Source organism: Bradyrhizobium arachidis, assembly GCF_015291705.1.
In the GTDB taxonomy this organism is placed as follows: Bacteria; Pseudomonadota; Alphaproteobacteria; order Rhizobiales; family Xanthobacteraceae; genus Bradyrhizobium; species Bradyrhizobium arachidis.
Genome location: NZ_CP030050.1, coordinates 38,317 through 64,059, shown reverse-complemented (window position 1 = coordinate 64,059; position 25,743 = coordinate 38,317). Strand labels below are relative to the sequence as shown.

At 64.8% G+C, this 25,743-nt stretch carries 23 protein-coding genes; 2 read left to right on the top strand and 21 right to left on the bottom strand.

The genetic code is table 11. The annotated features are described in order from the left end of the window. Window positions 1-11 precede the first annotated feature (11 nt). The 8 genes from pnp to rimP all read right to left on the bottom strand — a co-directional run bounded on the left by pnp (window position 12) and on the right by rimP (window position 10,465). On the bottom strand, window positions 12-2,174 hold the full coding sequence (pnp, locus tag WN72_RS00275; RefSeq protein WP_092211767.1) for a polyribonucleotide nucleotidyltransferase: 2,163 nt from the start codon (window positions 2,172-2,174) through the stop codon (window positions 12-14). A gap of 463 nt (window positions 2,175-2,637) precedes the next feature. Further along, a complete protein-coding gene (gene rpsO, locus WN72_RS00270) occupies window positions 2,638-2,907 on the bottom strand; it encodes a 30S ribosomal protein S15 (protein WP_008540131.1) in 270 nt (89 codons plus the stop codon). A 2-nt stretch (window positions 2,908-2,909) separates the two neighbouring features. Beyond that, window positions 2,910-4,028 (bottom strand): tRNA pseudouridine(55) synthase TruB, encoded by a 1,119-nt coding sequence (gene truB / locus WN72_RS00265; protein ID WP_027563914.1) that lies wholly within the window; start codon window positions 4,026-4,028, stop codon window positions 2,910-2,912. Beyond that, window positions 4,025-4,456, bottom strand: coding sequence for a 30S ribosome-binding factor RbfA (rbfA, locus tag WN72_RS00260; RefSeq protein ID WP_027563915.1), 432 nt, complete (start codon window positions 4,454-4,456; stop codon window positions 4,025-4,027). Before rbfA ends, truB begins: the two co-directional genes overlap by 4 nt. A gap of 156 nt (window positions 4,457-4,612) precedes the next feature. Continuing rightward, window positions 4,613-7,318, bottom strand: coding sequence for a translation initiation factor IF-2 (gene infB / locus WN72_RS00255; RefSeq protein WP_027563916.1), 2,706 nt, complete (start codon window positions 7,316-7,318; stop codon window positions 4,613-4,615). A gap of 71 nt (window positions 7,319-7,389) precedes the next feature. Then, window positions 7,390-8,073: an RNA-binding protein gene (locus WN72_RS00250; protein WP_092211770.1), complete on the bottom strand. Its 684-nt coding sequence runs from the start codon at window positions 8,071-8,073 to the stop codon at window positions 7,390-7,392. Between the two features lie 23 nt (window positions 8,074-8,096). Next, window positions 8,097-9,707: a transcription termination factor NusA gene (gene nusA, locus WN72_RS00245; RefSeq protein WP_092211772.1), complete on the bottom strand. Its 1,611-nt coding sequence runs from the start codon at window positions 9,705-9,707 to the stop codon at window positions 8,097-8,099. A gap of 2 nt (window positions 9,708-9,709) precedes the next feature. Continuing rightward, entirely contained in the window at window positions 9,710-10,465 is a 756-nt protein-coding gene (rimP, locus tag WN72_RS00240) for a ribosome maturation factor RimP (protein ID WP_027563919.1), read from the bottom strand. A 370-nt stretch (window positions 10,466-10,835) separates the two neighbouring features. On the opposite strand from rimP, the gene WN72_RS00235 reads away from it, so the two are divergent. Beyond that, on the top strand, window positions 10,836-11,918 hold the full coding sequence (locus WN72_RS00235; RefSeq protein ID WP_092211774.1) for a DUF2336 domain-containing protein: 1,083 nt from the start codon (window positions 10,836-10,838) through the stop codon (window positions 11,916-11,918). A 55-nt stretch (window positions 11,919-11,973) separates the two neighbouring features. Here WN72_RS00235 and trmB read toward each other — a convergent pair whose 3' ends face one another. The 12 genes from trmB to tsaB all read right to left on the bottom strand — a co-directional run bounded on the left by trmB (window position 11,974) and on the right by tsaB (window position 22,864). Beyond that, on the bottom strand, window positions 11,974-12,684 hold the full coding sequence (gene trmB, locus WN72_RS00230; RefSeq protein ID WP_092211776.1) for a tRNA (guanosine(46)-N7)-methyltransferase TrmB: 711 nt from the start codon (window positions 12,682-12,684) through the stop codon (window positions 11,974-11,976). Beyond that, window positions 12,681-13,838, bottom strand: a complete 1,158-nt coding sequence (locus WN72_RS00225) for a M20 family metallopeptidase (RefSeq protein ID WP_092211778.1) — start codon at window positions 13,836-13,838, stop codon at window positions 12,681-12,683. The genes trmB and WN72_RS00225 overlap by 4 nt, the downstream gene beginning before the upstream one ends. Before the next feature lie 85 nt (window positions 13,839-13,923). Beyond that, window positions 13,924-14,337, bottom strand: coding sequence for a helix-turn-helix domain-containing protein (locus WN72_RS00220; RefSeq protein ID WP_018319423.1), 414 nt, complete (start codon window positions 14,335-14,337; stop codon window positions 13,924-13,926). A gap of 221 nt (window positions 14,338-14,558) precedes the next feature. Continuing rightward, entirely contained in the window at window positions 14,559-16,172 is a 1,614-nt protein-coding gene (lnt, locus tag WN72_RS00215) for an apolipoprotein N-acyltransferase (protein ID WP_027563923.1), read from the bottom strand. After that, window positions 16,169-17,287, bottom strand: a complete 1,119-nt coding sequence (locus WN72_RS00210; RefSeq protein ID WP_027563924.1) for a hemolysin family protein — start codon at window positions 17,285-17,287, stop codon at window positions 16,169-16,171. Before WN72_RS00210 ends, lnt begins: the two co-directional genes overlap by 4 nt. Before the next feature lies 1 nt (window position 17,288). Beyond that, window positions 17,289-17,777 carry an rRNA maturation RNase YbeY gene (gene ybeY, locus WN72_RS00205; RefSeq protein ID WP_430640349.1) on the bottom strand — a complete coding sequence of 163 codons (489 nt, stop codon included), beginning with the start codon at window positions 17,775-17,777 and terminating at the stop codon, window positions 17,289-17,291. A gap of 82 nt (window positions 17,778-17,859) precedes the next feature. Beyond that, window positions 17,860-18,855 carry a PhoH family protein gene (locus WN72_RS00200; RefSeq protein ID WP_092211783.1) on the bottom strand — a complete coding sequence of 332 codons (996 nt, stop codon included), beginning with the start codon at window positions 18,853-18,855 and terminating at the stop codon, window positions 17,860-17,862. Window positions 18,856-18,919: 64 nt separating this feature from the next. Continuing rightward, complete coding sequence (gene miaB, locus WN72_RS00195; RefSeq protein WP_092211785.1) at window positions 18,920-20,314, bottom strand: tRNA (N6-isopentenyl adenosine(37)-C2)-methylthiotransferase MiaB; 1,395 nt, start codon at window positions 20,312-20,314, stop codon at window positions 18,920-18,922. 191 nt (window positions 20,315-20,505) lie between these two features. Beyond that, window positions 20,506-21,186 carry an HAD family hydrolase gene (locus tag WN72_RS00190; RefSeq protein ID WP_092211787.1) on the bottom strand — a complete coding sequence of 227 codons (681 nt, stop codon included), beginning with the start codon at window positions 21,184-21,186 and terminating at the stop codon, window positions 20,506-20,508. A gap of 9 nt (window positions 21,187-21,195) precedes the next feature. Continuing rightward, window positions 21,196-21,651 (bottom strand): Fur family transcriptional regulator, encoded by a 456-nt coding sequence (locus WN72_RS00185; protein WP_027563929.1) that lies wholly within the window; start codon window positions 21,649-21,651, stop codon window positions 21,196-21,198. Between the two features lie 38 nt (window positions 21,652-21,689). Then, the gene (rimI, locus tag WN72_RS00180; protein ID WP_092211789.1) at window positions 21,690-22,175 is read right to left on the bottom strand and encodes a ribosomal protein S18-alanine N-acetyltransferase; all 486 of its coding nucleotides are present in this window, start codon (window positions 22,173-22,175) and stop codon (window positions 21,690-21,692) included. Then, window positions 22,172-22,864 carry a tRNA (adenosine(37)-N6)-threonylcarbamoyltransferase complex dimerization subunit type 1 TsaB gene (gene tsaB / locus WN72_RS00175; protein ID WP_092211791.1) on the bottom strand — a complete coding sequence of 231 codons (693 nt, stop codon included), beginning with the start codon at window positions 22,862-22,864 and terminating at the stop codon, window positions 22,172-22,174. The genes rimI and tsaB overlap by 4 nt, the downstream gene beginning before the upstream one ends. A 375-nt stretch (window positions 22,865-23,239) precedes the next feature. On the opposite strand from tsaB, the gene WN72_RS00170 reads away from it, so the two are divergent. Beyond that, window positions 23,240-24,886 carry a methyl-accepting chemotaxis protein gene (locus tag WN72_RS00170; RefSeq protein ID WP_092211793.1) on the top strand — a complete coding sequence of 549 codons (1,647 nt, stop codon included), beginning with the start codon at window positions 23,240-23,242 and terminating at the stop codon, window positions 24,884-24,886. Window positions 24,887-25,019: 133 nt separating this feature from the next. Here the strand turns inward: WN72_RS00170 and WN72_RS00165 are convergent, their stop codons facing one another. Beyond that, window positions 25,020-25,589: a NifU family protein gene (locus tag WN72_RS00165; RefSeq protein ID WP_027563933.1), complete on the bottom strand. Its 570-nt coding sequence runs from the start codon at window positions 25,587-25,589 to the stop codon at window positions 25,020-25,022. Between the last annotated feature and the right edge of the window lie 154 nt (window positions 25,590-25,743).

Below are 25,743 nucleotides of genomic sequence, written 5' to 3'. Positions count from 1 at the left end.
AGCAGCGAGGCTTACTCGCCGGCGGCTTCGCGCGGGGCCTTCTCGCCCTCGGCGGCCTTGTCCTTGGCCTCGAGGTCCTCGCCGGTGGTCTGGTCGACCACCTTCATCGACAGGCGGGTCTTGCCGCGATCGTCGAAGCCGAGCAGCTTGACCTTGACCTTGTCGCCTTCCTTGACGACGTCGGAGGTCTTCTGCACGCGCGCCGAAGCGAGCTGGCTGATGTGGACGAGACCGTCCTTGGAGCCGAAGAAGTTCACGAAGGCGCCGAACTCCATCACCTTGACGACGGTGCCGTCATAGATCTGGCCGACTTCCGGCTCGGACGCGATCGACTTGATCCACTTGATCGCAGCCTTCATCGCCTCGCCGTCGCTGGAGGCGACCTTCACGGTGCCGTCGTCCTCGATGTTGACCTTGGCGCCGGTCTTCTCGACGATCTCGCGGATCACCTTGCCGCCGGTGCCGATCACTTCGCGGATCTTGTCGGTCGGGATCTTGAAGGTCTCGATGCGCGGCGCGTATTCGCCGAGCTCGGCGCGCGCAGCGGTCAGGGCCTTGGCCATCTCGCCGAGGATGTGGATGCGGCCTTCCTTGGCCTGGCCGAGGGCGACGCGCATGATCTCCTCGGTGATGCCTTCGATCTTGATGTCCATCTGGAGCGAGGTGATGCCCTGCTCGGTGCCGGCGACCTTGAAGTCCATGTCGCCGAGATGGTCCTCGTCACCGAGGATGTCCGAGAGAACCGCAAAGCGCTTGTCTTCGAGGATCAGGCCCATCGCGATGCCCGCGGTCGGCCGCTTCAAGGGCACACCGGCGTCCATCAGCGCGAGCGAGGCGCCGCAGACCGAAGCCATCGACGAGGAGCCGTTGGATTCGGTGATCTCCGACACCACGCGCGTGGTGTAGGGGAATTCGTGGTGCGGCGGCAGCACCGGATGGATCGCGCGCCAGGCCAGCTTGCCGTGGCCGATCTCGCGGCGCTTGGTGCCGCCGAGGCGGCCGGTCTCACCGACCGAGTAGGGCGGGAAGTTGTAGTGCAGCAGGAACGTTTCCTTGTACGTCCCCGACAGCGCGTCGATGTACTGCTCGTCCTCGCCGGTGCCGAGCGTGGTCACGACCATCGCCTGGGTCTCGCCGCGGGTGAACAGCGCCGAGCCGTGGGCGCGGGGCAGCACGCCGACTTCGGCGACGATGTTGCGCACGGTCTTGGAATCGCGGCCGTCGATGCGCTTGCCGGTGTCGAGGATGTTCCAGCGGACGATCTTGGCTTCCAGCTCCTTGAACACGCCGGCGACGCGGAGCTTGTCGTATTTCGGCTCCTGTCCTTCCGGGAAGTAGTGGGCCATCACCTTTTCCTTGGCGACGCCGACCGCGGCATAGCGATCCTGCTTCACCGGGATCGCGTAGGCGGCGCGCAGCTCCTGCTCGATCAGGCCGAGCATTTCCTTCTCGAGCGCCGAATTGTCGATGACGGTGACTTCGCGCGGCTCCTTGGCGGCCTTCTCGGCGAGATCGATGATCGCGTTGATCACCGGCTGGAAGTGGCGGTGACCGAACATCACGGCGCCGAGCATCACGTCTTCGTTGAGCTCCTTGGCTTCCGATTCCACCATCAGCACGGCGTCGGCGGTGCCGGCGACGACGAGGTCGAGCTGGGTGTCGACCATCTCGTCGAGCGTCGGGTTGAGCACGAATTCGTCATTGGCAAAGCCGACGCGGGCGGCGCCGATCGGGCCCTTGAAGGGCGCGCCGGACAGCGTCAGCGCAGCGGAGGCTGCGACCATCGCGACGATATCGGGATCGTTTTCCATGTCGTGCGAGAGCACGGTGACGATCACCTGGGTCTCGTTGCGCCAGCCGTCGACGAACAGCGGACGGATCGGACGGTCGATCAGGCGGGAGACCAGGGTCTCCTTCTCGGTCGGACGGCCCTCGCGCTTGAAATAGCCGCCGGGAATGCGGCCCGCGGCGTAGGTTTTCTCCTGGTAGTCGACGGTCAGCGGCAGGAAGTCGACGCCCTCGCGCGGCGCCTTCGCCGCAACGACGGTGGCGAGCACCACGGTCTCGCCATAGGTGGCGATGACGGCGCCGTCGGCCTGGCGCGCGATCTTGCCGGTTTCCAGCTTGAGAGGGCGTCCGCCCCAGTCGATCTCGACTGAATGCTTATTGAACATAGAGGTCTTCTTTCATGGGTTCTCGAAAGAAGGGACGGCGCTCGAAAAACAAAAACCATGCGCAAGATTGCGGGACGCTGATCGAAGCGGGCGATCAGCGTCCTGCGATCCTGCCATGGTTTTTGGATGTCGGATGGCGTCCATCCTTTCGGGTCATACGGGCGCCTTGCCCGTTGTGCCCAGCCGCCGGATTGCTGCTGGACTGTCAGTCGGCACGAACGCGAACACCGAACCGCGGTCTTCGCCGATCATGCCTCGGATGCTTGCCGTCACTCGAGCATGATCCGGAAAATGCGAAGCGGCTTTCCGAAAAGATCATGCTCAAACAACAATCCAAAGTGCGCTTCTTATCGCGCTTTGGGTCTGCATCCGACGCGCACGCAGCCTCGATCAAAAACCTTTAAATAAGTGCTTTCGTTCGAAACCACGCGAAAACGCGCGCCAATGGCGCGCGCAGGAACACTTAACGACGAATGTTGTGCTTCTCGAGCAGCGCCTTGTACCGCGCCTCGTCCTTCTTCTTGAGGTAGTCGAGGAGCGAGCGGCGGGTCGAGACCAGCTTCAAGAGGCCGCGACGCGAATGGTTGTCCTTCACGTGGGTCTTGAAATGGTTGGTCAGGTTGTTGATGCGTTCCGACAGGATCGCGACCTGAACCTCGGGCGAGCCGGTGTCGCCGGCCTTGGTGGCATTCGTCTTGATGACTTCCGCTTTGCGTTCTGCGGCAATCGACATCGTCAATTTCTCTCGTTGCGACCGGGGCTGGCAGTCAGGCCGGTCAGGTTGAACACACGCTTGGGGATGATTTCGCCATTGCCGACTTCAGCAAGCGCCAAAAGACGGCCTGCCACCGTGACATAGACTGTGCCGCTACAAGTGGGCGCATCCCGTCCGCGCAACAAAACGGCTTGGCCCCGATGGAGCCTTGCCGCATCAGCCCGAGTGACGGCCAGTGCCGGGATGTCGTCCAGCGCGGTCTCAACGGGCATGAGCGCGTCGGCGAGGCTGCCCTCGCCGGACGCGGCTCTATCGCACAAAGCCTCCAACTGATCCAGCGGAATCATGTCGTTTTCGTCAAATGGGCCGACCAGGGTCCGCCGCAGCGCGCAGATATGGCCGAAAGTGCCGAGAATCCGGCCCATATCGCGGGCCAGCGCCCGGACATAGGTGCCCTTGCCGCACTCGGCCTCGAACACGGCACGGTCGTTATCCGGTTGATCCACAAGGGTTAAATGGTGAATCTCGACCGGACGGGGGGCCAGTTCCACGACCTCGCCGTCGCGGGCGAGGTCATAGGCCCGCTCGCCCTGGACCTTGATCGCGGAATAGCGCGGCGGGATCTGCTCGATCACCCCGGTGAAGCGGGGCAGCAGCGCCAGGATTGCCTCCCGGGTCGGGCGCTGGTCGGAGGTCGCGGTGACGCGCCCCTCGATGTCGTCGGTATCGCGCTCCTCGCCCCAGCACACGGTGAACTGGTAGCGCTTGCGGCCGTCCATGACGAAGGGGACGGTCTTGGTGGCTTCTCCAAGTGCAATGGGCAGGCCGCCCGAGGCGAGCGGGTCGAGCGTGCCGGCGTGTCCGGCGCGCTTGGCGTTGAACAGGCGCTTGAGCACCGCAACGGCCTGCGTCGAGGTCATGCCGATCGGCTTGTCGAGCACCACCCAGCCGTGGACGTCGCGGCGGTCGCGGCGAGGCTGGTTGCCCTTCTGCTGCCTGGCGCGCGGGTCGTTGTTGACGCGGCGCGGCTCCTGATGCGGCTGGGAATTGCCGCCGAGATCCGCAAAATTATTTTTCGTCACGTCGCGCTGATCGGCATCGTTGCCGCCGATCGTGCCGTGTACGGGGTCCATCGTCATTGCTCTTCTTCCCGATCCGAATCCGGATCCTGTTCCAGGTCCTTCTGCACCGCAGGTGTTCGCAAAAGCTTCTCGATCCGTTCCGCTTCGTCGAATCGCTCGTCGACGCGGAAACGAATGTCAGGTGCAAATTTCAGGTTAATGCGCCGCGCGACTTCGCCGCGCAGGAATTTCTTGTTGCGCTCGAGCGCAGCGATCACGATCTCGGTGTCGCGGCCACCGAGCGGCATCACATAGACTGTCGCGAGCTTCAGGTCTGGCGACATCCGTACCTCCGGCACGGTGATGATGTGACCTTCGAGGTCCGCATCATGCACATTGCCTTGCGCCAGAATCTCGGCCATCGCATGGCGAACCTGCTCGCCGACGCGCAACTGCCGTTGCGAGCCGCCGGGCGCGGAACTCTTCTTCTGGTGGTGGCGCGGCATCGTCGAAAATCACCTCGTCGTGCCCGTGTTTGGGACACGAGCATTGTCATTTGTCCTGTTGAAACGAATGAGGTGTGGATGGCCGGAAAAAATCCGGCCATCGCACTCCCGCAATTTCAGCTCAAAAAGATCCGGGCGCTTCGGTAAGATTTGGACTTACAGGGAGCGCTGGATCGTCTCCACGCGATAACACTCGATCACGTCGCCGGCACGCATGTCGTGATAGTTCTCGAAGGCCATGCCGCATTCCTGACCGGACTGGACCTCCTTCACTTCGTCCTTGAAGCGCTTCAGCGTCGACAGCTTGCCTTCGTGCACGACGACGTTGTCGCGGATCAGGCGCACATTGGCGCCGCGTTCCACGGTGCCGTCGGTGACGCGGCAGCCGGCAACCTTGCCGACCTTGGAGATGTTGAAGATCTCGAGGATCTCGGCATTGCCCAACATGGTTTCGCGCAAGGTCGGCGCGAGCAGACCGCTCATCGCCTTCTTCACGTCGTCCACGAGGTCGTAGATGATGTTGTAGTAGCGGATCTCGATGCCGTTGCGCTTGGCGGCCGCAGCGGCCTCCTTGTTGGCACGAACCGAGAAGCCGATGATCGCGGCGTTGAAGCCCTCCGCGAGCGTCACGTCGGATTCCGAGATGCCGCCGACGCCGGCATGCAGGATGCGGGCTGCGACTTCGTCGGTGCCGAGCTTCTCCAGCGAGCCGAGGATCGCTTCCAGCGAGCCCTGCACGTCGGCCTTGACGATCAGCGGGAACTCCTTGCGGCCCGCCGTCTTCAGCTGCGACATCATCTGCTCGAGCGAGCCGCGCATGCCGGAGATCGAGGCCGCCGCGTTCTCGCGCTTCTGGTGCGCGCGGTAGCTGGTGACCTGGCGGGCGCGAGCTTCGTTCTCGACCACGGCGAGACGATCGCCGGCTTCCGGCGGACCGTTGAAGCCGAGCACTTCGACCGGCACCGAGGGGCCGGCTTCCTGCACCGTCTCGCCCTGATCCGAGATCAGCGCGCGGACGCGGCCCATCTCGGCGCCGGCGACGATGATGTCGCCGACACGGAGCGTGCCGCGCTGGACCAGCACGGTTGCGACCGGACCACGGCCGCGATCGAGCTTGGCTTCGATCACGGTGCCTTCGGCCGGACGCTCCGAATTGGTCTTGAGGTCGAGGATTTCGGCCTGGAGCGCGATCATCTCGAGCAGCTTGTCGAGATTGGTCTTGTTCTTGGCGGACACCTCGACGTCGACGACGTCGCCGCCGAAGGATTCCACCTGCACCTCGTGCTGGAGCAGCTCGGTGCGCACGCGCTCGGGCTTGGCATCGGGCTTGTCGATCTTGTTGATGGCAACAATGATCGGCACGCCTGCCGCCTTGGCGTGGTTGATGGCTTCCACCGTCTGCGGCATCACGCCGTCGTCGGCCGCGACCACCAGCACGACGATGTCGGTGACCTTGGCGCCGCGGGCGCGCATCGCGGTGAACGCGGCGTGGCCGGGCGTGTCGATGAAGGTGATCTTCTTGCCGGTTTCGGGCGAGGACACCTGATAGGCGCCGATATGCTGGGTGATGCCGCCGGCTTCGCCGGAGACCACGTTGGCATGACGGAGCGCGTCGAGCAGCGAGGTCTTGCCGTGGTCGACGTGGCCCATCACGGTCACGACAGGCGAGCGCGTCTCGGTGTCGGTGGAATCGTCGACCTGGTCGAACAGGCCCTCTTCGACGTCGGAGGCGGCAACGCGCTTGACGGTGTGGCCGAGCTCTTCGGCGATCAGCTGCGCGGTATCGGCATCGATCACGTCGGTGATCTTGTGCATCGCGCCCTGCTTCATCAGCATGCGGATGACATCGACCGCGCGTTCGGACATGCGGTTGGCGAGTTCCTGGATGGTGATCGCTTCCGGGATCGTCACCTCGCGGATGAGCTTTTCCTTCGGCTCGTTCGAGGCGTGACCCTTCAGGCGCTGGGTACGGCGGCGGAACGAGGCGATCGAACGCTCGCGCACCTCGTCGGCATTGAGCGCGGTGACGACGGTGAGGCGGCCGCGCTCTTTCTGCGGGCCGGGCTTGTGGGTGGTCTTGGGAGCTGCCGCAGGACGCGCAGCGCCGCCAGGACCGCGACGGATCTGGCGCGGACCATCATCCTCATCCGGGCCGGCCGCAACGGCGGGGGCGCGACCCAACGGGCCGCCGGCCGGCCTTGCTGTGGTCGTTCCGGGGCGCGCGGTCGTTGTTCCCGGGCGTGCCGTGGTCGTGGTGGTAGCGGGCCGGGCCGTGGGCGCGCCGGGCCGGGGCGCAGAAGCGGCCGGGGCGGCCGCAGCGGGGCGCGGAGCAGATTGCGGCTGCTCGCCTTCGCCAAAACGCTTCTTGGCCTCGGTTTCGGCCTTGCGCTTGGCCTCGTCCTCGTGACGGTGGCGCTCTTCCTCGGCCTTGCGGCGGGATTCGGCAGCCTCGCGCTCGGCGCGTTCGGCGGCCTCGCGGACAGCACGGCGCTGGGCCTCTTCCTCGGCCTGGCGGCGTTCCTCGACTTCGCGCACCTTGGCATCGGCCAGCGCGCTGGCGCGGGCCGAGCGTTCGTCCTCGGTCAGCGTGCGCAGCACCACGCCGGAGCCGGCGTTGCGCGGCGGCGCCGGGCGTACTGGTGCGGGCGCGGGCGCAGCCGGCGCGGGCTTCGGCGCCTCGGCAGTCTGTGGCTCAGGGGTGCCGTCGATGCGGCGCTTGCCGCGCTTCTCGACCACGACCTGCTTGCTGCGGCCATGGCTGAAGCTCTGGCGCACAGTGCCCGTTTCGACGCGCGGCTTGAGCGATAGCGTCTTGCTCGGAACGCTCAGCTTCTTGTCGCCAGGGGTCTTGGTATCAACCATTCAGCAGTCCTAATCCTGATCTTGTTAGTGTTGTGCGTTCCCGCACAGTCCCATCGGGTCGTCGTTGTCTCTCAGAAATCCTGGCCGGGCTTTTCGGCAGTCTTGTCAGCGTCCGCCATCCGGTATCGGACCAGCATCTGGCTACGCGACAGGAATGACTTGCTCGCCGGGCCCGCGAGCAGGGCAGCATGTATCACATTTGACCGGGTTAGTGCCAAATCCAATTCTACCGATTTCAGTGTGGTGACGACGGGAATCTGCGGCTTGGCGCCGCGATTCCCGGCATTTTGACGCGCCAGCATGTCCAATTTGCGGATTCCGTCCGCGGCCCCGTCGCTGGCGTGGATCAGGACCTCGACCGTGCCTTCCCGAAGCGCGCTTTCGACCTTGCCGAAGCCGGCTACGACCTGGCCCGCCTTGGCGGCGATCCCAAGGGCTTCCGTCACGCTCCGAACCAGGAGCGCCTCAATATCGGCGGAAAGCGTCTGAGGGGTGCGCAGCTCGCGCTTGAAGGCTTTGCTAAATTGGTGACGCCGGACGGCTTCCGCAACCGCCTCGCGCGAGGCGGTGATCCACATGCCGCGCCCGGGCAGCTTGCGCTTGAGATCGGGAACTATCTGCCCGTCAGGCGATATGACGAAGCGGATCAGCTCGTCGATCGGCCGGACCTCGCGACTGACCGCGCACATGCGCATGGTCGCGGACCTTTCGGTCCGCGGTCCATGGTCAAGTTCGTGAGCAGTGTCTGCGAGCATCCGGGCGACATTCTCCTTCGTCCTTAAGCCGGCTGACCTTCGGTCGCCTCGGCCTCTTCAGCGGGCTTGGCGAGATCGGCCTCGGTGATCCAGCCGGCCTTGACGCGGGCCTGCATGATCATGGCTTCCGCCTCGTCGCGGGAGATGCCGAGGCCGTCGAGCGCACCGGCGAACTTGGTCTGCTCGCCGCCTTCCTTGCGCTCGGTCCAGCCGACCAGATCGTCGGTGGCGCAGCCGGCGAGGTCGTCGACCGTCTTGATGTCATTCTCGCCGAACTTCACCAGCATCTTCGAGGTCACGCCGGGGACGTCCTTGACAGCGTCCTCGACACCCAGCTCCTTGCGGCGGGCTTCGATCTCGGCTTCCTGCTGCTCGAGATATTCGCGGGCACGGCTCTGGAGCTCCTGCGCGGTCTCCTCGTCGAAGCCTTCGATGCTGGCGAGTTCCTTGAGGTCCACCATCGCGAGTTCCTCAACCGAGGTGAAGCCTTCGGACGCCAGGAGCTGGCCGACCACTTCGTCGACGTTGAGCGATTCCATGAAGACGCGGGTGGAGTTCTCGAAGTCGGCCTGACGGCGCTCCGATTCCTCCTGCTCGGTCAGGATGTCGATGTCCCAACCGGTGAGCTGCGAGGCCAGACGCACGTTCTGGCCGCGGCGGCCGATCGCCAGCGAGAGCTGGTTGTTGGTGTCAGGCACCACGACCTCGATGCGCTCGCGGTCTTCGTCGATGACGACCTTGGAGACTTCGGCCGGCGCCAGCGCGTTGACCACGAAGGTCGCGATGTCGGGCGACCACGGGATGATGTCGATCTTCTCGCCCTGCAATTCGTTCACCACGGCCTGCACGCGCGAGCCGCGCATACCGACGCAGGCGCCGACCGGGTCGACCGAGGAATCGCGGGAAATCACGCCGATTTTCGCGCGCGAGCCCGGATCGCGGGCGACCGCCTTGATCTCAACGATGCCGTCATAGATCTCAGGCACTTCCTGCGCGAACAGCTTCGCCATGAACTGCGGATGGGTGCGGGAGAGGAAGATCTGCGGGCCGCGCGTCTCGCGGCGGACGTCGAAGATATAGGCACGGACGCGGTCGCCGTTGCGGAAGACTTCGCGCGGCAGCATCTCGTCGCGGCGGATGATGGCTTCGCCACGGCCGAGATCGACGATCACGCTGCCATATTCGACGCGCTTGACGACGCCGTTGACGATGTCGCCGATGCGGTCCTTGAATTCCTGATACTGACGGTCGCGCTCGGCCTCGCGCACCTTCTGCACGATCACCTGCTTGGCCGACTGAGCGGCGATGCGGCCGTATTCCAGCGGCGGCAGGGTGTCGGCGATGGTGTCGCCGACCTGGGCGCCCGGATTGGCGCGCTGCGCATCGACCAGCGAGATCTGGTTGGAGTGGTTCTCGACCTTGTCGACCACCAGCATGTGGCGCGACAGCCGCAGCTCGCCCTTCTTCGGGTCGATCTCGGCATGAACGTCAGTCTCGCTGCCGTAACGGGCGCGCGCGGCCTTGGCGATGGCGTCCTCCATCGCGGCGATGACGATGCCGCGGTCGATCGATTTCTCGCGCGCAACGGCGTCGGCGATCTGGAGCAATTCAAGTCGATTGGCGCTGACTGCCATGGCTAGTCTCCTTCGTCAGGCTCGATCTCGCCACGCCGCGCGCGTTCGGCGGCCAGGCGATGCTTCTTGGTATTGGTCGGGGCCGGCTTCTTCTTCGGCTTGGTGTTCTTGGTGGTCTTTTCGCTGATCTTGGCGTGCGGTGCTTGCGGCGGTTCCAGGCCGAGATCCCGGCGCATCTGCCGCTCCTCGGCCTTGCCGCGGCGCATGGATTCGGCGATCAGCTCGTCGGTCAGCACCAGCCGTGCCTCGCCGATGTCTTCCATCGTCAGGAGCACGTCGGGATTATCGCCCGCCTTGACGTCATCGCGATGCAGATGCACGCGGTCGCCTTCCACAGCCCCGATCATGCCACGGAACCGCTTCCGCCCCTCATGGGCAACCGCCATCTCGATCTTGACGAGATGCCCGGAATAGCGCTCGAAATCGGAACGGCGCACAAGCGGACGATCGATCCCCGGCGATGAGATTTCCAGCCGGTAGGCGCGGTCGATGGGATCGGCGACGTCGAGCACGGGCGACAGCGCCCGCGAGATCGCCTCGCAATCCTCGAGCTGCATCGAGCCATCCGGCCGCTCGGCCATGATCTGCACGGTGCAGCCGGCCTCGCCAGAGATGCGGATCCGCACCAGGCGGTAACCCATGCCTTCCAGCACAGGCGTTGCGACCGCAGATACCCGTGCCGCCACGCCCGGCTCGACCACGAGCCTCGGCTCGGCCAGCAACTCGGCATCGGTGGAACCAGTGGTCGGTTCGGTCATCGCAGGGATCAAGGCGCTCGTTGATTAATGCTTGGGTTAAGGCTTGGTTAACAAAGCCCGCTTTGGAACTTTCCCGACAGCGCGTCGGGCCGCATCTTCCGCCGAGCCGCGCTCAGGTAATAAAAAAGAGCGGGTCCTTTCGGGCCCACTCTCACTACGCGGATCGTATGAGAAGATGAATTGGCGCTGATATAGCCCTTTCCGTCCTCCCGGACAAGGCCCATCGCGGGGGCAAGGAGGCTTTTTGGGCCCCCATTCGCGGTCCCCAGCGGCAACGCTTCTTTCATCAAGCAGGCCTAAATTCCCTGATTGTGGGGCGGCTTGGACCAAGGGCGCACCCGCGGCGTGCCCTGTACGAGTTTGCGTTTTCATGACCGTTGCCACGTCGCTCATTCCCGGACTGGACGATATCGTCAAACGCGGCGACCCCAGGCGTCGTGGCGAGATCGCGCGCGCCATCTCCGACCTGTTCTTCCAGGATCCCGAAAGGCTCCGTCCCGAGCTGATCGATCTCTTCGACAATCTCCTGACCGATCTCGTCCCCCATGCCGAGCTCGCCTCGCGGATCGATCTCGCCGAGCGCTTCTCGCGCCTGAACAATGCGCCTCCGCATCTGGTCAACCAGCTCGCGCACGAAAACGACATCATGGTGGCGGGCCCCGTGCTGCGCCGCTCGCCCGTGCTCGACGACGCCGCTCTGGTCGAGATCGCGCGGCTGAAGGGCCAGGGCCATCTGCTGGCGATGACCGAGCGTCCCGTTCTGTCTTCTGTCATCACCGACGTGCTGGTCGAGCGCGGCGATCGCGACGTGGTGCGTCGCGCCGCGGGCAATGCCGGCGCCGTGTTCTCGCCCGGCAGCTATTCCGAGCTGATCAAGCGCGCGGCGCAGGACGGCGTGCTCACGCTGAAGATTGGTCAGCGCAGCGATCTCTCGGGTGAGAATCTGAAGGAGCTGCTCGACGGCACGCTCGACGTCATCCGCCGACGTCTCTCCACCGTGGTCAATCCCGTGCGTCAGGTCGAGATCAAGCGGGCCATGGCGGCGATCGAGGAGGCCGCGCTGCCGCCGGGGCCACGCCGCGATTACTCGGGCGCGCAGCGCACCGTGCTCGCACTGCACCGCGAGGGTCATCTCGGTGAGAGCGCGCTGCTCGGCTTCGCCAAGGCGCACAAATACGAGGAATCGATCGCTTCGCTGTCGGCGATGTCCGGCGTCCGCCTCTCGATCCTCGACCGCCTGATCGCGGGCGACCGTTACGATCCGATCCTGGTGCTGGGCCGCATGCTGAATCTCGGCTGGCCCACGGTGCGCGCGCTGGTGCTGATGTGGTACGGGCCGCATCGCACGCCGGCCGATGCCGACATCGAGCAGGCTCGCGTGAACTTCACGCGCCTGATGCCCGCGACGGCCGAACGCGTCGTCAATTTCTGGCGCAACCGGCAAGCGATCTGAGTTTTCTTTGCTGGTCGTTCCGGGTTCGATGCTGCGCATCGCCCCGGAACGACAATCATTTCCGCCTGAACCGCAAGTACGCCGCCTTGCGGCCCTCACGCGCAGCCTTCCGGCCGTAGCGCGTCATGGTGTAGCCGGCCCATGGCTGGCGGAAATCGTCGGCGCGTTCGGCAAGCCAGACGAAATCGGAAGAGCGCGCCAGATGCGACAGCGTCCAGGCGCAATAATCGTCGATGTCGCAGACGAAGCGGAATTCGCCGCCGCTCTTCAGCACACGCGCCATCGCGGCGATCGTCCTGTCCTGGACGAAGCGCCGCTTCCAGTGCCGCCGCTTCGGCCAGGGATCGGGATGGATCAGGTCGATCCGCGACAGCGACGCCGGCGGCAGCCACGCCACGAGCTCGGCGGCATCGCCGGCGAACAGGCGGATGTTGCCGATATTGGCAGCCTCGATCTGCGCGAGGATTTTTGCCATGCCGTTGACATAGGGCTCGCAGCCGATGAAGCCGGTCGTCGTGAAGTGCTGTGCTTCCGCCGCAAGATGCTCGCCGCCGCCGAATCCGATCTCGAGCCGCACATCGTCTGCTGCGGGATCGAAGATCTCCGCAGCATTCGCCGGCGCCTCACTCTCAATGTCGAGCGCGAGATGCGGCAGCAGCTGATCGATCAGCTCGGCCTGGTGCTGCCGCAGCTTGTGGCCCTTGCGGCGTCCGAAGAAGGCGCGCTCGCTGTCGTCGCGATCTGGATCTGATTTGCGGTCGATCATCGCAGCGTCTGATACAGGCGATGCAGCAGCCGCGCGCGCGGCGCGAGCGAGGAGACGTAGAGCTGCTCATAATGAGTATGCGCGCCCTTGCCGTCGACGCCGAGGCCGTCGAGCGTTGCGGTGTGCGCGGCAGTGAAATTGCCGTCCGAGCCGCCGCCGGTGTGGGTGTCGATCAGCTCGAAGCCGATTTCGGTGGCGAGCGCCTTGGCATGCTCGTACAGCGAGGCGCCGGCATTGCTCTTCTCGTAAGGCGGACGATTGAGTTCGCCCGTGACCGTGACGGTGACGCCTTCGGTCTTCGAGGTCAGTCCGAGAATCTTGCCGACGAATTCTTCTGCGTCGGCAAAGCTCGGCACGCGCAGATCGACCTCGGCATAGGCCTCCTCCGGCGTGACGTTGGGGCGGGTGCCGCCGCGCGCCACGCCGACATTCACGGTGACGCCGCGATTCAGATCGTTCATGCCTTCGAGCGCCAGGATCACGTTGGCGAGCTCGCGGACGGCGCTGCGGCCGTCCTGAGGCCGCGTGCCGGCATGCGCAGGCACGCCCTTGATGAATACGCGGAAGCGTCCGACGCCTTTGCGCCCGGTGACGATCTTGCCGCCCTCGCGCGCTGGCTCCGTCACCAGCACGTATTTCGCCTTGCGTCCCTCCTTCTCAATCAGCGCACGCGAGGTGGGGCTGCCGATCTCCTCGTCGGAGGTGAAGACATGGGTGATGCCGAGCGGCGAGCGATTGCCATCGGCGCAAAGCGCGCGAAGGGCGTGATGGGCGATGTAGGCGCCGCCCTTCATGTCGTAGATGCCGGGACCGAACGCGCTGTCGCCTTCGACCTTGAACGGCAGGCGCTCGATGAAGCCCATGGGGTGAACGGTGTCGAGATGACTGAGGACCAGGATGCCCGGCTGGTCCTGTCCCCACGTCGAACGCGCGATGAGATGATCGCCGCAGCCATCGATGCCGGCGACGCGTTCGAGCGTGACAGGCAGATCGCGATGTTGCTCCGCGACCAGCGACATCAGTCTGTTGACCTGTTCGGGTGTGTCCGTCGGTGTCTCGATCTCCACCCAGCGGCGGATGCCATCGAGAATAGTTTGGGTATCGAACCAATTGGCGCTGGTCATGAACGCATCTGTGCCTTCGAACTGCATCATCGGAAAGGGCGCGCAACAAAACGCGGCCGCAAATGACGACATAGGCCAGATTTCGCGCAGTCTCAAATCGGATCGAGGCGGCGCCTCAGCGCTTGTCGGGGCCTTCGCGCGCGGCGATCTGCTCGACGAGATCGACGATCGAGCGACGCATCTTCGAATCAGTGATTCGGGTGAACGCCTTGGTCAGCGCGAGACCTTCGGAGGTCGCGAGGAAGTCGGAGACGTAAGAGGGCGAGGCGCCTTCGCTGAAGCCATCCGGCCCCGGCACGCCGCTCGGTCCGCCCTCGAACAGGAACGATACCGGCACCTGGAGAATCTCGGCGATCTGCTGGATGCGGCTCGCGCCGACGCGGTTGGTGCCCTTCTCGTACTTCTGAATCTGCTGGAAAGTCAGGCCCAAAGCTTCACCGAGCTTTTCCTGGCTCATGCCCAACATGATGCGGCGCATACGCACGCGACTGCCGACATATTTGTCAACAGGGTTGGGCGCTTTCGACATTTCCTCAGCCTCCAAACACCACCCTCAGCGCAATCAGCAAGTTGCCTCAGGTGCCAGCATCGTCAAAATCAAACCCTGTTATTGGGTCACATTGCGGAGAAATTTAGCAATGCACAGCTGTCTTTCGCAGCCCGTGCAGAATGGGGAACCCGCGTGCAGTCTGTCAACCGTGGGACTACGGTTGTCAAAGGATTCCGGCCCGGCCGGCGGCAACGGTGCGATCAGGGGTGCCGCTTCGCAACACGGCGGCGGAGCGCCAGAAATACCGCCAGCGCGACGAGCATCGCTGCCGGCGCATCGCCGACGCGCGCATAAACGGTCGGCGGGATCGCGGCGGGCAGGCTTGCATCCAAAATGCCTTCGATGCCGAGACCGAGGCTGGCAATCGTTCGTCCGACCGGATCGATCACCGCGGAGACGCCGGTATTGGCGGAGCGCACCAGCGGCAATCCGAGCTCGATCGCGCGCATGCGCGCTTGCTCGAGATGCTGATAAGGGCCGGTCGAGATGCCGAACCAGCCGTCATTGGTGAGATTCACGATCCAGCCTGGACGCTCGTTGCGTCCGGCAACTTCACCGGGAAAGATGGCCTCGTAGCAGATCAGAGGCAGCGCGCTCGGCGCGCCCGGTACCGAAAGGGCATGTCGCACGGTTCCGGGAATGAAGCCGCCGCGCACGCGCGTGAGTTGCTCGAAGCCGAGCTTCTCCATCAAATTCTGATAGGGCAGGAATTCGCCGAACGGCACGAGGTGCAGTTTGTCGTAGACCGAGAGCACGCTGCCGTCGTGATCGATCACATAGATCGAATTGTAGGCGCGTGTGATCGGCACGCCGCGCGGCAAATCGGGCGCGCGCACCGAACCCGTGATCAGCGTCGTGCCCTTCGGCAGCAGCTCGGCGATCTGCGCCATCGCGTCCGCTTCGCGGGTCAGGAAGAACGGAAAGGCGGATTCCGGCCAGATCAGGATGGTGGCATCGCGCACGCCGGTCGATTGCGGCCCGGAGGCGCGGTCCGACAGCGCGAGGTATTTCTTCATCACCTCCGCCTTGGCGGCGTAGTTGAATTTCGCGTCCTGCTGCAGGTCGGGCTGCATCAGCCGCAGCTTGGTGCCCGCGACCATCGTGGTCGGATGCAGCGACAGCCGGACTGCGCCGAAGATGGCCATGACGATCAGGAGCGCGATCGCAGCCGCCGGCACGCGCCATTGCAGGCGGCGATCGGGCGTGCGGTCGATCAGCGTCGCAGGGCTCGCAAAGATCGCAACCGTCAGGAACGTCATGCCCCACAGCCCGATTAGCGACGCCGTCTGCGCCAGCGGCAGCGGCTCGGACAGCGCGTAGCCGAACGCGTTCCAGGGAAAGCCGGTCAGCGCGTGACCGCGCAGCCATTCGCTGATGGTGAGGCTAGCCGCGAGAGCAAGCACGCGCGTGGCGTTCTTGGACCAGAGCAGGCGCGCGAGCGCAAAGCCGATCGCCGTGAAGATGGACAGATAGGCCGGCAGGCCCAGCACCGCGAACGGCGTCAGCCAGGCGAACACATCGGCGTCGACGAAGAAGGCGTAGCCGATCCAGTAGAGGCCGGGAACGAAATAGCCGAGCCCGAACCAGTAGCCGGTCAGCGCCGCAGCGGGCACGCCGCGATAGCGTCCCGCGCCGGCGCCGTCGATCAGCCAGACCAGCACCGGAAAAGTAATGAACAGTACCGGGAAGAGATTGAACGGCGCCAATGCCAGCACCGACAATGCGCCGGCCGCCATCGCGATGAGCGCACGCTTCCAGCCCCAGGTGAGGATGATGGCAAGCGCGATCTGCCGAAGTCGCTGGAGCGCGCTCACTGCTGGCCGGTCCCCTCGCTCGGCGGCGGGGTGGGCGTGTCGCCGGCCGGCGGCTGACTGCTATCCGGCGCAGCCTCGCGGCGGCGGCTCTCGCGCTGGGTGCGCGGGGCGGGGCGTTCCTTGCGTGTCGAGATGCGCAGCCGCTTGACGCGGCGCGGATCGGCATCGAGCACCTCGACCTCGTAATTGCCGGGGCCCGAGATCACCTCGCCGCGCACCGGCAGGCGCCCGACGAAGCTGACGAGATAGCCGCCGAGCGTCTCCACCTCTTCGCCGGCCTCGCCGGTGACGAAGTCCTCGCCGATCACGGTGCGGACGTCGTCGAGGCTGGCGCGGGCGTCGGCGATGAAAGCGTTGTCAGGCAGGCGCACAATCGACGGCGGCTCGTCGCTGTCGTGCTCGTCGTCGATCTCGCCGACGATCTGCTCGACGATGTCTTCCAGCGAAACGAGGCCATCGCTGCCGCCATATTCGTCGACGACCAGCGCCAGATGGATGCGCGTCGCCTGCATCTGCGCGAGCAAATCGATCGCCCGCATCGACGGCGGCACGTAGAGCAGCTTGCGGATGATGCGCGCATCCTCGAGCGGCAATGCGAGATCGACCGTCCGCAGGTCGAGCCCGGCCGGCAGCGGCTTCTTGCGCTTGGTCTTGGCGGCTTCCGACACGCGCGCACGCACGGTCATGAATGCGAGCAGGTCGCGGATGTGGACGATGCCGACGGGATCGTCGAGCGTCTCGTTGTAGACGACAAGGCGCGAATGCCCGGCACTCTCAAAGCGGTCCATCAGCTCGCCGAGCGGGATGTCGCGCTTCACCGCGATGATGTCGGCGCGATGCACCATGACGTCGGCGATGCGGCGCTCGTGCAGGCCGAGGATGTTGCGCAGCATGGTGCGCTCGACCGCGGAGAAGCCGGTGTCGTCGGGCGTAGTCGCGTCGAGCACGACCTGGAGGTCGTCGCGCACCGATCCGGCCTTCCAGCCGAACAGCGTGCGGATGGCGCGCAGCAACCAGCCTTCCGCGGTCGGGCGCAGAACTTCGCCGGGCGTCACCACGGCCGGCAGATTGGCCGTGTTGCGCGGATTGTCGTGAATAGGCTCTGAATCCGGCATCTCAGTGCGTCCCCGGGCGCTCGGCATAGGGATCGGGGATGCCGAGGTGAGCGAGGATCTGCGTCTCCAGCGCTTCCATTTCCTCGGCGTCGTCGTCGTTCTCGTGGTCGTAGCCGATCAAATGCAGGAAACCGTGCACGGCGAGATGGCTCAAATGATGGTCGAACGGCTTGTGTTCCTCGTCCGCCTCGCGCCGCATGGTCTCGTAGGCGATCGCGATGTCGCCGAGCATGCGCGGCGCATCGCCTTCCTTCCACTCGCCCTCAGGCTGGAGCGCGGGGAACGACAGCACGTTGGTCGGCTTGTCGATGCCGCGCCAGTTGCTGTTGAGGGTGCGGATGCCGGCGTCATCGGTCAGCATCACAGCCACTTCCGCGTCGGCGACGTCTTCATCGACGCCCTCGGCGGCGGCGGCAACTGCGCGCTGGATCACGGCTTCGGAATCGGGCTCGCGCTGCCAGCAATCGGCAACGACGAGGACCTCGGTCATGGGAAGGTTCGGATGTGACATTGTGTTTGTTCGGAACGATGAGGCGCTGTGTCCGCGCCCGCTTGGTCCGGCTGTTGTCCCGTCAGGATTTATCGGCTGCCGGCCGCTGCGGCGAGCCTTCGTAAGCGGCGACGATCCGCGCCACGAGCTCGTGGCGGATCACGTCCTCGGCCTTGAAATGAACTTGTGCGATGCCTTCGACGCCGCTCAAGAGCTTGGTCGCTTCCGCGAGACCCGAGGTCTGGCCGTTCGGCAGGTCGATCTGCGAGGGATCGCCGGTCACGATCATGCGGCTGTTCTCGCCCAAACGAGTGAGGAACATCTTCATCTGCATCGACGTGGTGTTCTGCGCCTCGTCCAGGATGATGGCGGCATTGGTCAGCGTGCGGCCGCGCATGAAGGCGAGCGGCGCGATCTCGATCTCGCCGGTCTGCAGCGCGCGTTCGACGATGCGCGCATCCATGAGGTCATAAAGCGCGTCGTAGATCGGGCGCAGATAAGGATCGACCTTCTCGCGGAGATCGCCGGGCAGGAAGCCGAGCCGCTCGCCGGCTTCCACCGCCGGACGCGACAGGATGATCTTGTCGACTTCCTTGCGCTCGAACAGCTGCGCGGCATGCGCCACCGCGAGCCAGGTCTTGCCGGTGCCGGCGGGGCCGATGCCGAACACCAGCTCGTGCCGCTTTAGCGCGCGGATGTAGGAATCCTGTGCAGGGGTGCGCGCGCGCACCGGACGCTTGCGCAAGTTGATGCTGTCGAAGGTCGCCTTGGCCGATTTGGCGTCGAATTCGAACAGCGACCCCTGCGCGATCACGGCGCGGATCGCGCCCTCGACCTCGCCCTGGTCGAGGTCCTGTCCCTTCACGGCTTGCGCGTAGAGCGTCTCCAGCACGCGGCGCGCGGCATCGCAGCCGTCGCGCGTGCCGCCGATGGTGATATGGTTGCCCTTGGAGTCGACGACGACACCGAGCCGCCGCTCGATCTGCGCGAGGTGCTGGCCATAAGGGCCCACCAGCGCGGATGCGGCGCGGTTGTCGTCGAAGTCGATGACGACCTGGGTCTCGGGCGGAACTTGCATGTCGCGGTCAAATTTGCGGCTGGGAGCGATAGAAGACGAATCCGATGCGCTTTTGGGCAAGGGTTCAGGCTCCAGTGGCTTGCGATAAAGCGGGCTCGCGCGCGCTGCGCGGTGTGGCGAGCTCGCCGAGGAAACTGTAGCGCTCGAGGCTGTCGATCCTGACCGGCAGGATCTGTCCGATGATGTCGGGCGAGGCCATCACATGCGCGGGCTGGAGGAAGGCGGTGCGGCCGACGATCTGGCCGTCCTTGCGCGCCGGACGTTCGAACAGCACGTCGACCGTTGAGCCAATCGCAGCCTTGTTGAAGGCCGCTTGCTGGCTGTCGATCAGTTCCTGGAGCCGCTCCAATCGCTGGTCCATCTCGGCGGGGGACACCGTCTCCTGCATATCCGCGGCCGGCGTTCCCGGCCGGGCGGAGTATTTGAACGAATATGCTGCAGCGTAGCCGATTTGCGTGACAAGCGCGAGAGTGGCGAGAAAATCTTGCTCGCTTTCGCCGGGGAAGCCGACGATAAAATCTGATGAAAAAGCAATGTCTTGGCGTGCGGTACGGAAACGGTCGATGACACGCCGATAATCATCGGCGGTATGTTTCCGGTTCATGGCAGCGAGAATCCGGTCGGAGCCCGATTGTACCGGCAGGTGCACGAACGGCATCAAGGCATCGAGATCGCGATGGGCCGCAATCAAACTGTCATCGACGTCGCGGGGATGGCTGGTCGAATAGCGCAGCCGTGCGATGCCGGGAATCGTCGCGAGATGCTCGAGCAGGCGGCCGAGCGGCCAGGTTTTCCCGTCAGGGCCCTCGCCATGATAGGCGTTGACGTTCTGGCCGATCAGCGTGAGCTCGCGCACGCCGTTGTCGGCAAGCCGCTTGACGTCGTCGACGATCTTCGCGACCGGTCGCGAAACTTCCGAGCCTCGCGTGTACGGCACGACGCAGAACGTACAAAACTTGTCGCAGCCTTCCTGCACCGTGACGAAGGCGGCGATGCCGCGCGCGCGGATCGCGTCGGGCTTGGGCTGGGCCAGGAAGCCGAACTTGTCCGCGGCCGGAAACTCGGTCTCGATCGCGCGGCCTTCATTGCCGGCGCGCTTCAAGAGATCCGGCAGGTGATGATAGCTCTGCGGCCCGACCACGACGTCGACGACAGGCGCACGGCGCACGATCTCCTCGCCCTCGGCCTGCGCCACGCAGCCGGCGACCGCGATCTGCATCGCGCGGCCAGAGCGCGCGGCCTCGTCCTTGGCGACGCGTAAGCGCCCGAGCTCGGAATAGACCTTTTCCGAGGCCTTCTCGCGGATATGGCAGGTGTTGAGGATGACGAGGTCGGCGTCCTCGGCGCTCGCCGTCTCCACGAATCCTTCCGGAGCCAGCGTGTCCACCATGCGCTGGGCATCGTAGACATTCATCTGGCAGCCATATGATTTGATGTGCAGCTTGCGCGGCGGCGTCATGGAACCCGAAAATTGAGGTGGAGGACGGCCCTCAGATATAGGCTGGAGGGCCGAAAATCCAGCGAAGGAGGCCATTTCGGCCGTCATTCCGGGGCGCGCGCCAGCGCGAACCCGGAATCTCGCGCCAAAACCTCTGGATTCCGCACTTCACGCGCGCCGCGCGTGCCCCGGAATGACCGGGAGGCGCGAAATCAGCCTGTCAGGGCGTCGGCCTCGACCCGCCGGACCAGCTCCGGCAGCTGGTGCATGTCGGCAAAGGTCAGGTCGGCCCCGGCCTGGCGCAGGATTTCGGCATGGCCGGCGCCGCAATGACTGCCACCGTAAAAGCCGAATACTTTCATCCCGGCCGCCCGTGCGCCGGTAATGCCGGCCAGACTGTCCTCGATGACGACGCAGCGTTCCGGCGGCACGCCCATTTCCTTGGCCGCGAACAGGAACAGATCCGGTGCGGGTTTGCCATTCGTCACTTGCGAGGACGAGAAGATGTTCGGCGCGAGGCGTTCATAGAGCCCCGTGCTCCCTAAGCTCACTTGCATGCGCGGATGCGAACCGCTCGAGGCAACGCAGATACGTTGCGTCAGGACGTCGAGCACGTCGTGGATGCCGCGGATCGCTTCGAGGTCGGCTTCGAAGGCGCGAAACAGCTCGTCCTGCAGATCGCCGTGATAGGCGTCGGGCAATTTACGGCCGAGCTCGGCTTCGATCTCGAGATTGGCCTGTTTTGTCGAGCGGCCGAGGAAGCGTTCGGACACCTGTGCCGACGTGATCGGATAACCGTGGCGGGTGAGCACATCAGCATGCGCGCGACAGGAGATCGCCTCGCTGTCCACGAGCACGCCGTCGCAATCGAAGATGATGAGATCGATGGACACTAGACTTACTTAAGACGTGGGCTTGTCGTCGTCGAGCGGGACGCAATAGAGCTCGAGCCGGTGATCGACCAGGCGATAGCCGAGCTTGCGGGCGATCTCCGCCTGCAGCTTCTCGATCTCTTCGGAGGTGAACTCGATCACCTTGCCGTCGCGCAGATTGATGAGGTGGTCGTGATGGCTGTCGCGCATCGTCTCGTAGCGCGCGCGGCCCTCGCGGAAATCATGGCGCTCGATGATGCCGGCATCCTCGAACAGTTTCACGGTGCGATACACCGTCGAGATCGAGATCTTGTCGTCGACGGCGACACAGCGCCGGTACAATTCCTCGACATCGGGATGATCGACCGCCTCGGCCAGCACGCGGGCGATGACACGGCGCTGCTCGGTCATGCGCATGCCGGTGGCGGCACAGCGCGCCTCGATGCCGGACGCCTTGGATGCGGAAGAAGGTTTCAGTGCGGTCATGATGTGTCTGCCTGGCGGGGCGCTTTCTGCCATCGATGTTACGACAAGTCACGTCGCATCAGAAGGGCGTTCAATTGTTCCCCGTTCGGCTGCTTATAGTAGCGTTCGCGGCGGCCCACCACCATGAATCCGGCCCCATCGTAGAGCCGCCGCGCCGGCTGGTTATTTTCCTCGACTTCGAGAAATATTGTGCGCACCCCGCGCCCGGCGAGGTGGCCGAGATGGGTCATCAGCAGTGTCCGCGAAAGACCGCGGCCGCGATGGGCCCGGTCGACTGCAATCGAGAGGATTTCCGCCTCGTCGGCGCCGATCCGCGACACCGCAAAGCCGATCGTGTTGCGGCCGAGGCGCAAGCGATGCACCAGCGTGTTGCGCTCGATCATCATGCTTTCGAATTCGCCTTCGCCCCAGCCGCGCGCAAACGACGCGCCGTGCAGCTGCGCGAGCCGCGCGGCGTCGCGCGCGGAGGCGGGCTCGACGGCGGCCGTGCCGCCGCGCCACCATTCCGACAACCAGCTCATCATGAGGTTGCGGCTTGTGCGAGCGGCGGCAATGCGGCCGGCTTTGCGTCGGGCGCCTTCAGATAGAACGGCCGCGCCGGATTCGTCTCGGGATCGGCCGCAGCGCCAAGCCACGCGATCCAGCCGATGTCGGGTGCGGGCTGCGCGTCCACCGCAACGGGCTGCGTTGCGTCCGTCGGCCAGCGCTCGGCGAGGATGCTTGCGGCATTGCCGACCAGATGCGGAGCGCCGAACTGCGAGGCCGCGATGGCCTCGGCGATCGGAGCGACGCCCGGCCGCACCAGCTGGCTGCCGTCGCCGGCGACGATCTGGAAATAAACGTGGTCATGCCGCGCGTCGATCGCCGAGATCACGGGCACCGTCTCGTTCCGGCTGACGATGGCCGCGGCATAGGCCGACAGCGTGGTCACTCCGACCGCCGGCTTGCCGGCGGCGAGCGCAAGCCCGCGTGCCGCCGAGATGCCGACGCGCAGGCCGGTGAAGCTGCCGGGCCCGGTCGTGACCGCGATGCGGTCGAGCGCAGTGAACGCGAGGCCTGCCGATTGCATCACGCGTGCGATCAGCGGCATCAGCGCCTCGGCATGACCGCGCTTCATGAGCAACGATTCTTGCGCGAGCAGCTCGCCGGCGTCGGTGTCGAGAACGGCAGCCGCGCACGCCTCCAGCGCGGTATCGATGGCAAGGATCAGCATGGCTGCAATCTAGTCGGTCCTGTACCGACAGAACCAGAACCAAGTTTGAGGATTGCACAACCGGCCAGCGGCGCGGCAAGTCGACCTCTCCCGTAATTCTACGTCTTCGGGAAAAGCATGCAATTCTCGGCCCTGATCGGCTCTCCCGATTTGATGCAATCGCATTATTTACAACCTAAAAGATGTGTAAGTGCTTGAAATTGTTTCAAATTAATAGTGCATTAGCAATCACGTGAGACCCTTCGGTTGCGGAAAAGCGAGTCAACGACGACTCGGGCGATGCATTTTTGGCAGATCGAGCCACGCGCGTTCCGGGCAATTGGAAGGATTTTATTAATGTCTTTTTGGCGAAGCGGCTCTTCAGCGCGCGAGGCTATGGCCCAGGTCACCGCACTTTCGAGATCGCAGGCAGTCATCGAATTCAACCTCGACGGCACCATCATCACCGCGAACCAGAATTTCCTGCACGCGATGGGCTACCGGCTCGACGAGATCGCAGGCAAGCACCACTCGATGTTCGTGACGCCGGAGGAGCGGGGCAGCGCGGCCTATCGCGAATTCTGGGCACGGCTCGCCCGCGGCGAATATCAGTCCGCGGAGTACAAGCGGCTCGGCAAGGGCGGCCGTGAGATCTGGATCCAGGCGTCCTACAATCCGATCATCGACGAGGGCGGCAAGCCGGTGAAGGTCGTCAAGTTCGCGACCGACATCACCGCGCGCAAGATCCGCAGCCTGGAAGATGCCGGCAAGATCTCCGCGATCGGCCGCGCGCAGGCGGTGATCGAATTCAATCTCGACGGCACCATCATCACCGCCAACGAGAACTTTCTGGCGACGGTCGGCTACCGGCTCGACGAGATCCAGGGCCGTCACCACAGCATGTTCGTCGGCGCCGGCGAGTGCGACAGCGCAGCCTATCGCGAGTTCTGGGCGAAGCTCGGCCGCGGCGAATTCCAGTCCGGCGAGTACAAACGCTTTGGCAAGGGTGGGAAGGAGGTCTGGATCCTCGCCTCCTACAATCCGATCCTCGATGACGCCGGCAAGCCGTTCAAGGTGGTGAAATTCGCCACCGACGTCAGCGCGCAGAAGCTGTCGAACGCGAATTTCGCCGGCCAGATCGAGGCGATCGGCAAGTCGCAGGCGGTGATCGAGTTCAGCATGGACGGCAAGATTCTGACCGCCAATGCGAACTTCCTCAGTGCGCTCGGCTATACGCTGTCCGAGATATCAGGCAAGCATCACAGCATGTTCGTCGGCGCCGACGAGCGCGACAGCGAAGCCTATCGCGCCTTCTGGGCCAGGCTCAACGCCGGCGAATTCCAGTCCGGCGAATATCAGCGCGTCGGCAAGGGCGGCCGCCAGGTCTTCATCCAGGCGTCCTACAATCCGATCCGCGACCTCAACGGCAATCCGTTCAAGGTCGTGAAATACGCCTCTGACACCACCGCGCAGGTGATCGCGCGCAAGCGCAGCGAGAAGGTGCGCGACATGATGGAATCGGTCGCCGCCGGCGCCGAGGAGCTCAACGCATCGGTGCGCGAGATCGCCGAAGCGATGACGCGCTCGCGCGAGACCGCATCGACCGCGGTCGATCGGGTCGAGGCGGCGGACCAGCAGGCGCATCGGCTGACGCAGGCGGCGGAATCGATGAGCACGATCGTGCAGCTCATCGGCAACATCACCGGCCAGATCAATCTGCTGGCGCTGAATGCCACCATCGAATCCGCCCGCGCCGGCGAGGCCGGTCGCGGCTTTGCGGTGGTCGCATCGGAAGTGAAGAACCTCGCCAATCAGGCCAAGCAGGCCGCCGACCGGATCGAGCAGGAGATCGGCAATCTCAATGGCATCTCGGTCGACGTCGTCGGCGCGCTGGAATCCATCAAGAGCGCGATCCAGGGCGTCAGCGAGTACGTGTCGTCAACGGCCGCGGCCGTCGAGGAGCAGAGCACGGTCACCAGCGAGATGTCGGCAAACATGCGCAGGGCGGCGGAAGAGGCCGCAAGCATCGGCCAGGCGGCGTAAGCGAGGTCTCTTACGAAGAGATCCCGTAGGGTGGGCAAAGGCGCTCTTGCGCCGTGCCCACCACCTTTATCTTATGGCAGAGAAGGTGGGCACGCTTCGCTTTGCCCACCCTACGGCACCCAGGATGCCGAGCTCACATCGGCCGGACTTCGACCACGTCGGGCACGAAGTGCTTGAGCAAATTCTGAATGCCGTGCTGAAGCGTCGCGGTCGATGACGGGCAGCCGGAGCAGGCGCCCTTCATGTTGAGATAGACGATGCCGTCCTTGAAGCCGCGGAAGGTGATGTCGCCGCCGTCATTGGCGACCGCCGGTCGCACGCGGGTCTCGATCAGGTCCTTGATCATGTCGACCGTCTCGGCATCGGCCTCGTCGAAGAACTCGTCCTCGTCGTCGAGATCGGCATCGCTGGTCACGGTGCCGTCGGCGAGCAGCGGCGCGCCGGACATGTAGTGCTCCATGATGGCACCGAGGATCGCGGGCTTGAGCTGCTGCCACTCACCGCTCGCCTTGGTCACGGTGATGAAATCCGATCCGTAGAACACGCCGGTGACGCCGGGCACGTCGAACAGCTTTTCGGCCAGCGGCGAGCGCGCGGCCGATTCGCGGCTCGAAAATTCCATTGGGCTGCCGTCGACGACGACGCGGCCGGGAATGAATTTCAGCGTGGCGGGATTGGGGGTGGCTTCGGTTTGAATGAACATGGCTTTCTCCAGACGTCGCCGGTTCAAGGCCGGCGCGTGCTCCATCCAGTAGCAGATGGCGACGGCGAACGCACGATCAAGGGGCGGGAAGGGCGTTTTGCTGTTATATCAGGGGGTTAGGTGCCTTCCTCCCCTCCCCCTCCAGGGGAGGGTA

Coding starts and splice junctions, on each gene's coding strand:
- rpsO (WP_008540131.1), bottom strand. CDS start 2,907: ATGTCGATTGCCGCAGAACGCAAAGCGGAAGTCATCAAGACGAATGCC.
- truB (WP_027563914.1), bottom strand. CDS start 4,028: ATGACGATGGACCCCGTACACGGCACGATCGGCGGCAACGATGCCGAT.
- WN72_RS00235 (WP_092211774.1), top strand. CDS start 10,836: ATGACCGTTGCCACGTCGCTCATTCCCGGACTGGACGATATCGTCAAA.
- trmB (WP_092211776.1), bottom strand. CDS start 12,684: ATGATCGACCGCAAATCAGATCCAGATCGCGACGACAGCGAGCGCGCC.
- rbfA (WP_027563915.1), bottom strand. CDS start 4,456: ATGCCGCGCCACCACCAGAAGAAGAGTTCCGCGCCCGGCGGCTCGCAA.
- ybeY (WP_430640349.1), bottom strand. CDS start 17,777: ATGACCGAGGTCCTCGTCGTTGCCGATTGCTGGCAGCGCGAGCCCGAT.
- nusA (WP_092211772.1), bottom strand. CDS start 9,707: ATGGCAGTCAGCGCCAATCGACTTGAATTGCTCCAGATCGCCGACGCC.
- rimI (WP_092211789.1), bottom strand. CDS start 22,175: ATGATGAGCTGGTTGTCGGAATGGTGGCGCGGCGGCACGGCCGCCGTC.
- WN72_RS00185 (WP_027563929.1), bottom strand. CDS start 21,651: ATGACCGCACTGAAACCTTCTTCCGCATCCAAGGCGTCCGGCATCGAG.
- infB (WP_027563916.1), bottom strand. CDS start 7,318: ATGGTTGATACCAAGACCCCTGGCGACAAGAAGCTGAGCGTTCCGAGC.
- WN72_RS00225 (WP_092211778.1), bottom strand. CDS start 13,838: ATGATGCAGTTCGAAGGCACAGATGCGTTCATGACCAGCGCCAATTGG.
- WN72_RS00200 (WP_092211783.1), bottom strand. CDS start 18,855: ATGCAAGTTCCGCCCGAGACCCAGGTCGTCATCGACTTCGACGACAAC.
- miaB (WP_092211785.1), bottom strand. CDS start 20,314: ATGACGCCGCCGCGCAAGCTGCACATCAAATCATATGGCTGCCAGATG.
- WN72_RS00165 (WP_027563933.1), bottom strand. CDS start 25,589: ATGTTCATTCAAACCGAAGCCACCCCCAATCCCGCCACGCTGAAATTC.
- WN72_RS00210 (WP_027563924.1), bottom strand. CDS start 17,287: ATGCCGGATTCAGAGCCTATTCACGACAATCCGCGCAACACGGCCAAT.
- tsaB (WP_092211791.1), bottom strand. CDS start 22,864: ATGCTGATCCTTGCCATCGATACCGCGCTGGAGGCGTGCGCGGCTGCC.
- rimP (WP_027563919.1), bottom strand. CDS start 10,465: ATGACCGAACCGACCACTGGTTCCACCGATGCCGAGTTGCTGGCCGAG.
- pnp (WP_092211767.1), bottom strand. CDS start 2,174: ATGTTCAATAAGCATTCAGTCGAGATCGACTGGGGCGGACGCCCTCTC.
- WN72_RS00250 (WP_092211770.1), bottom strand. CDS start 8,073: ATGCTCGCAGACACTGCTCACGAACTTGACCATGGACCGCGGACCGAA.
- WN72_RS00220 (WP_018319423.1), bottom strand. CDS start 14,337: ATGTCGAAAGCGCCCAACCCTGTTGACAAATATGTCGGCAGTCGCGTG.
- WN72_RS00170 (WP_092211793.1), top strand. CDS start 23,240: ATGGCCCAGGTCACCGCACTTTCGAGATCGCAGGCAGTCATCGAATTC.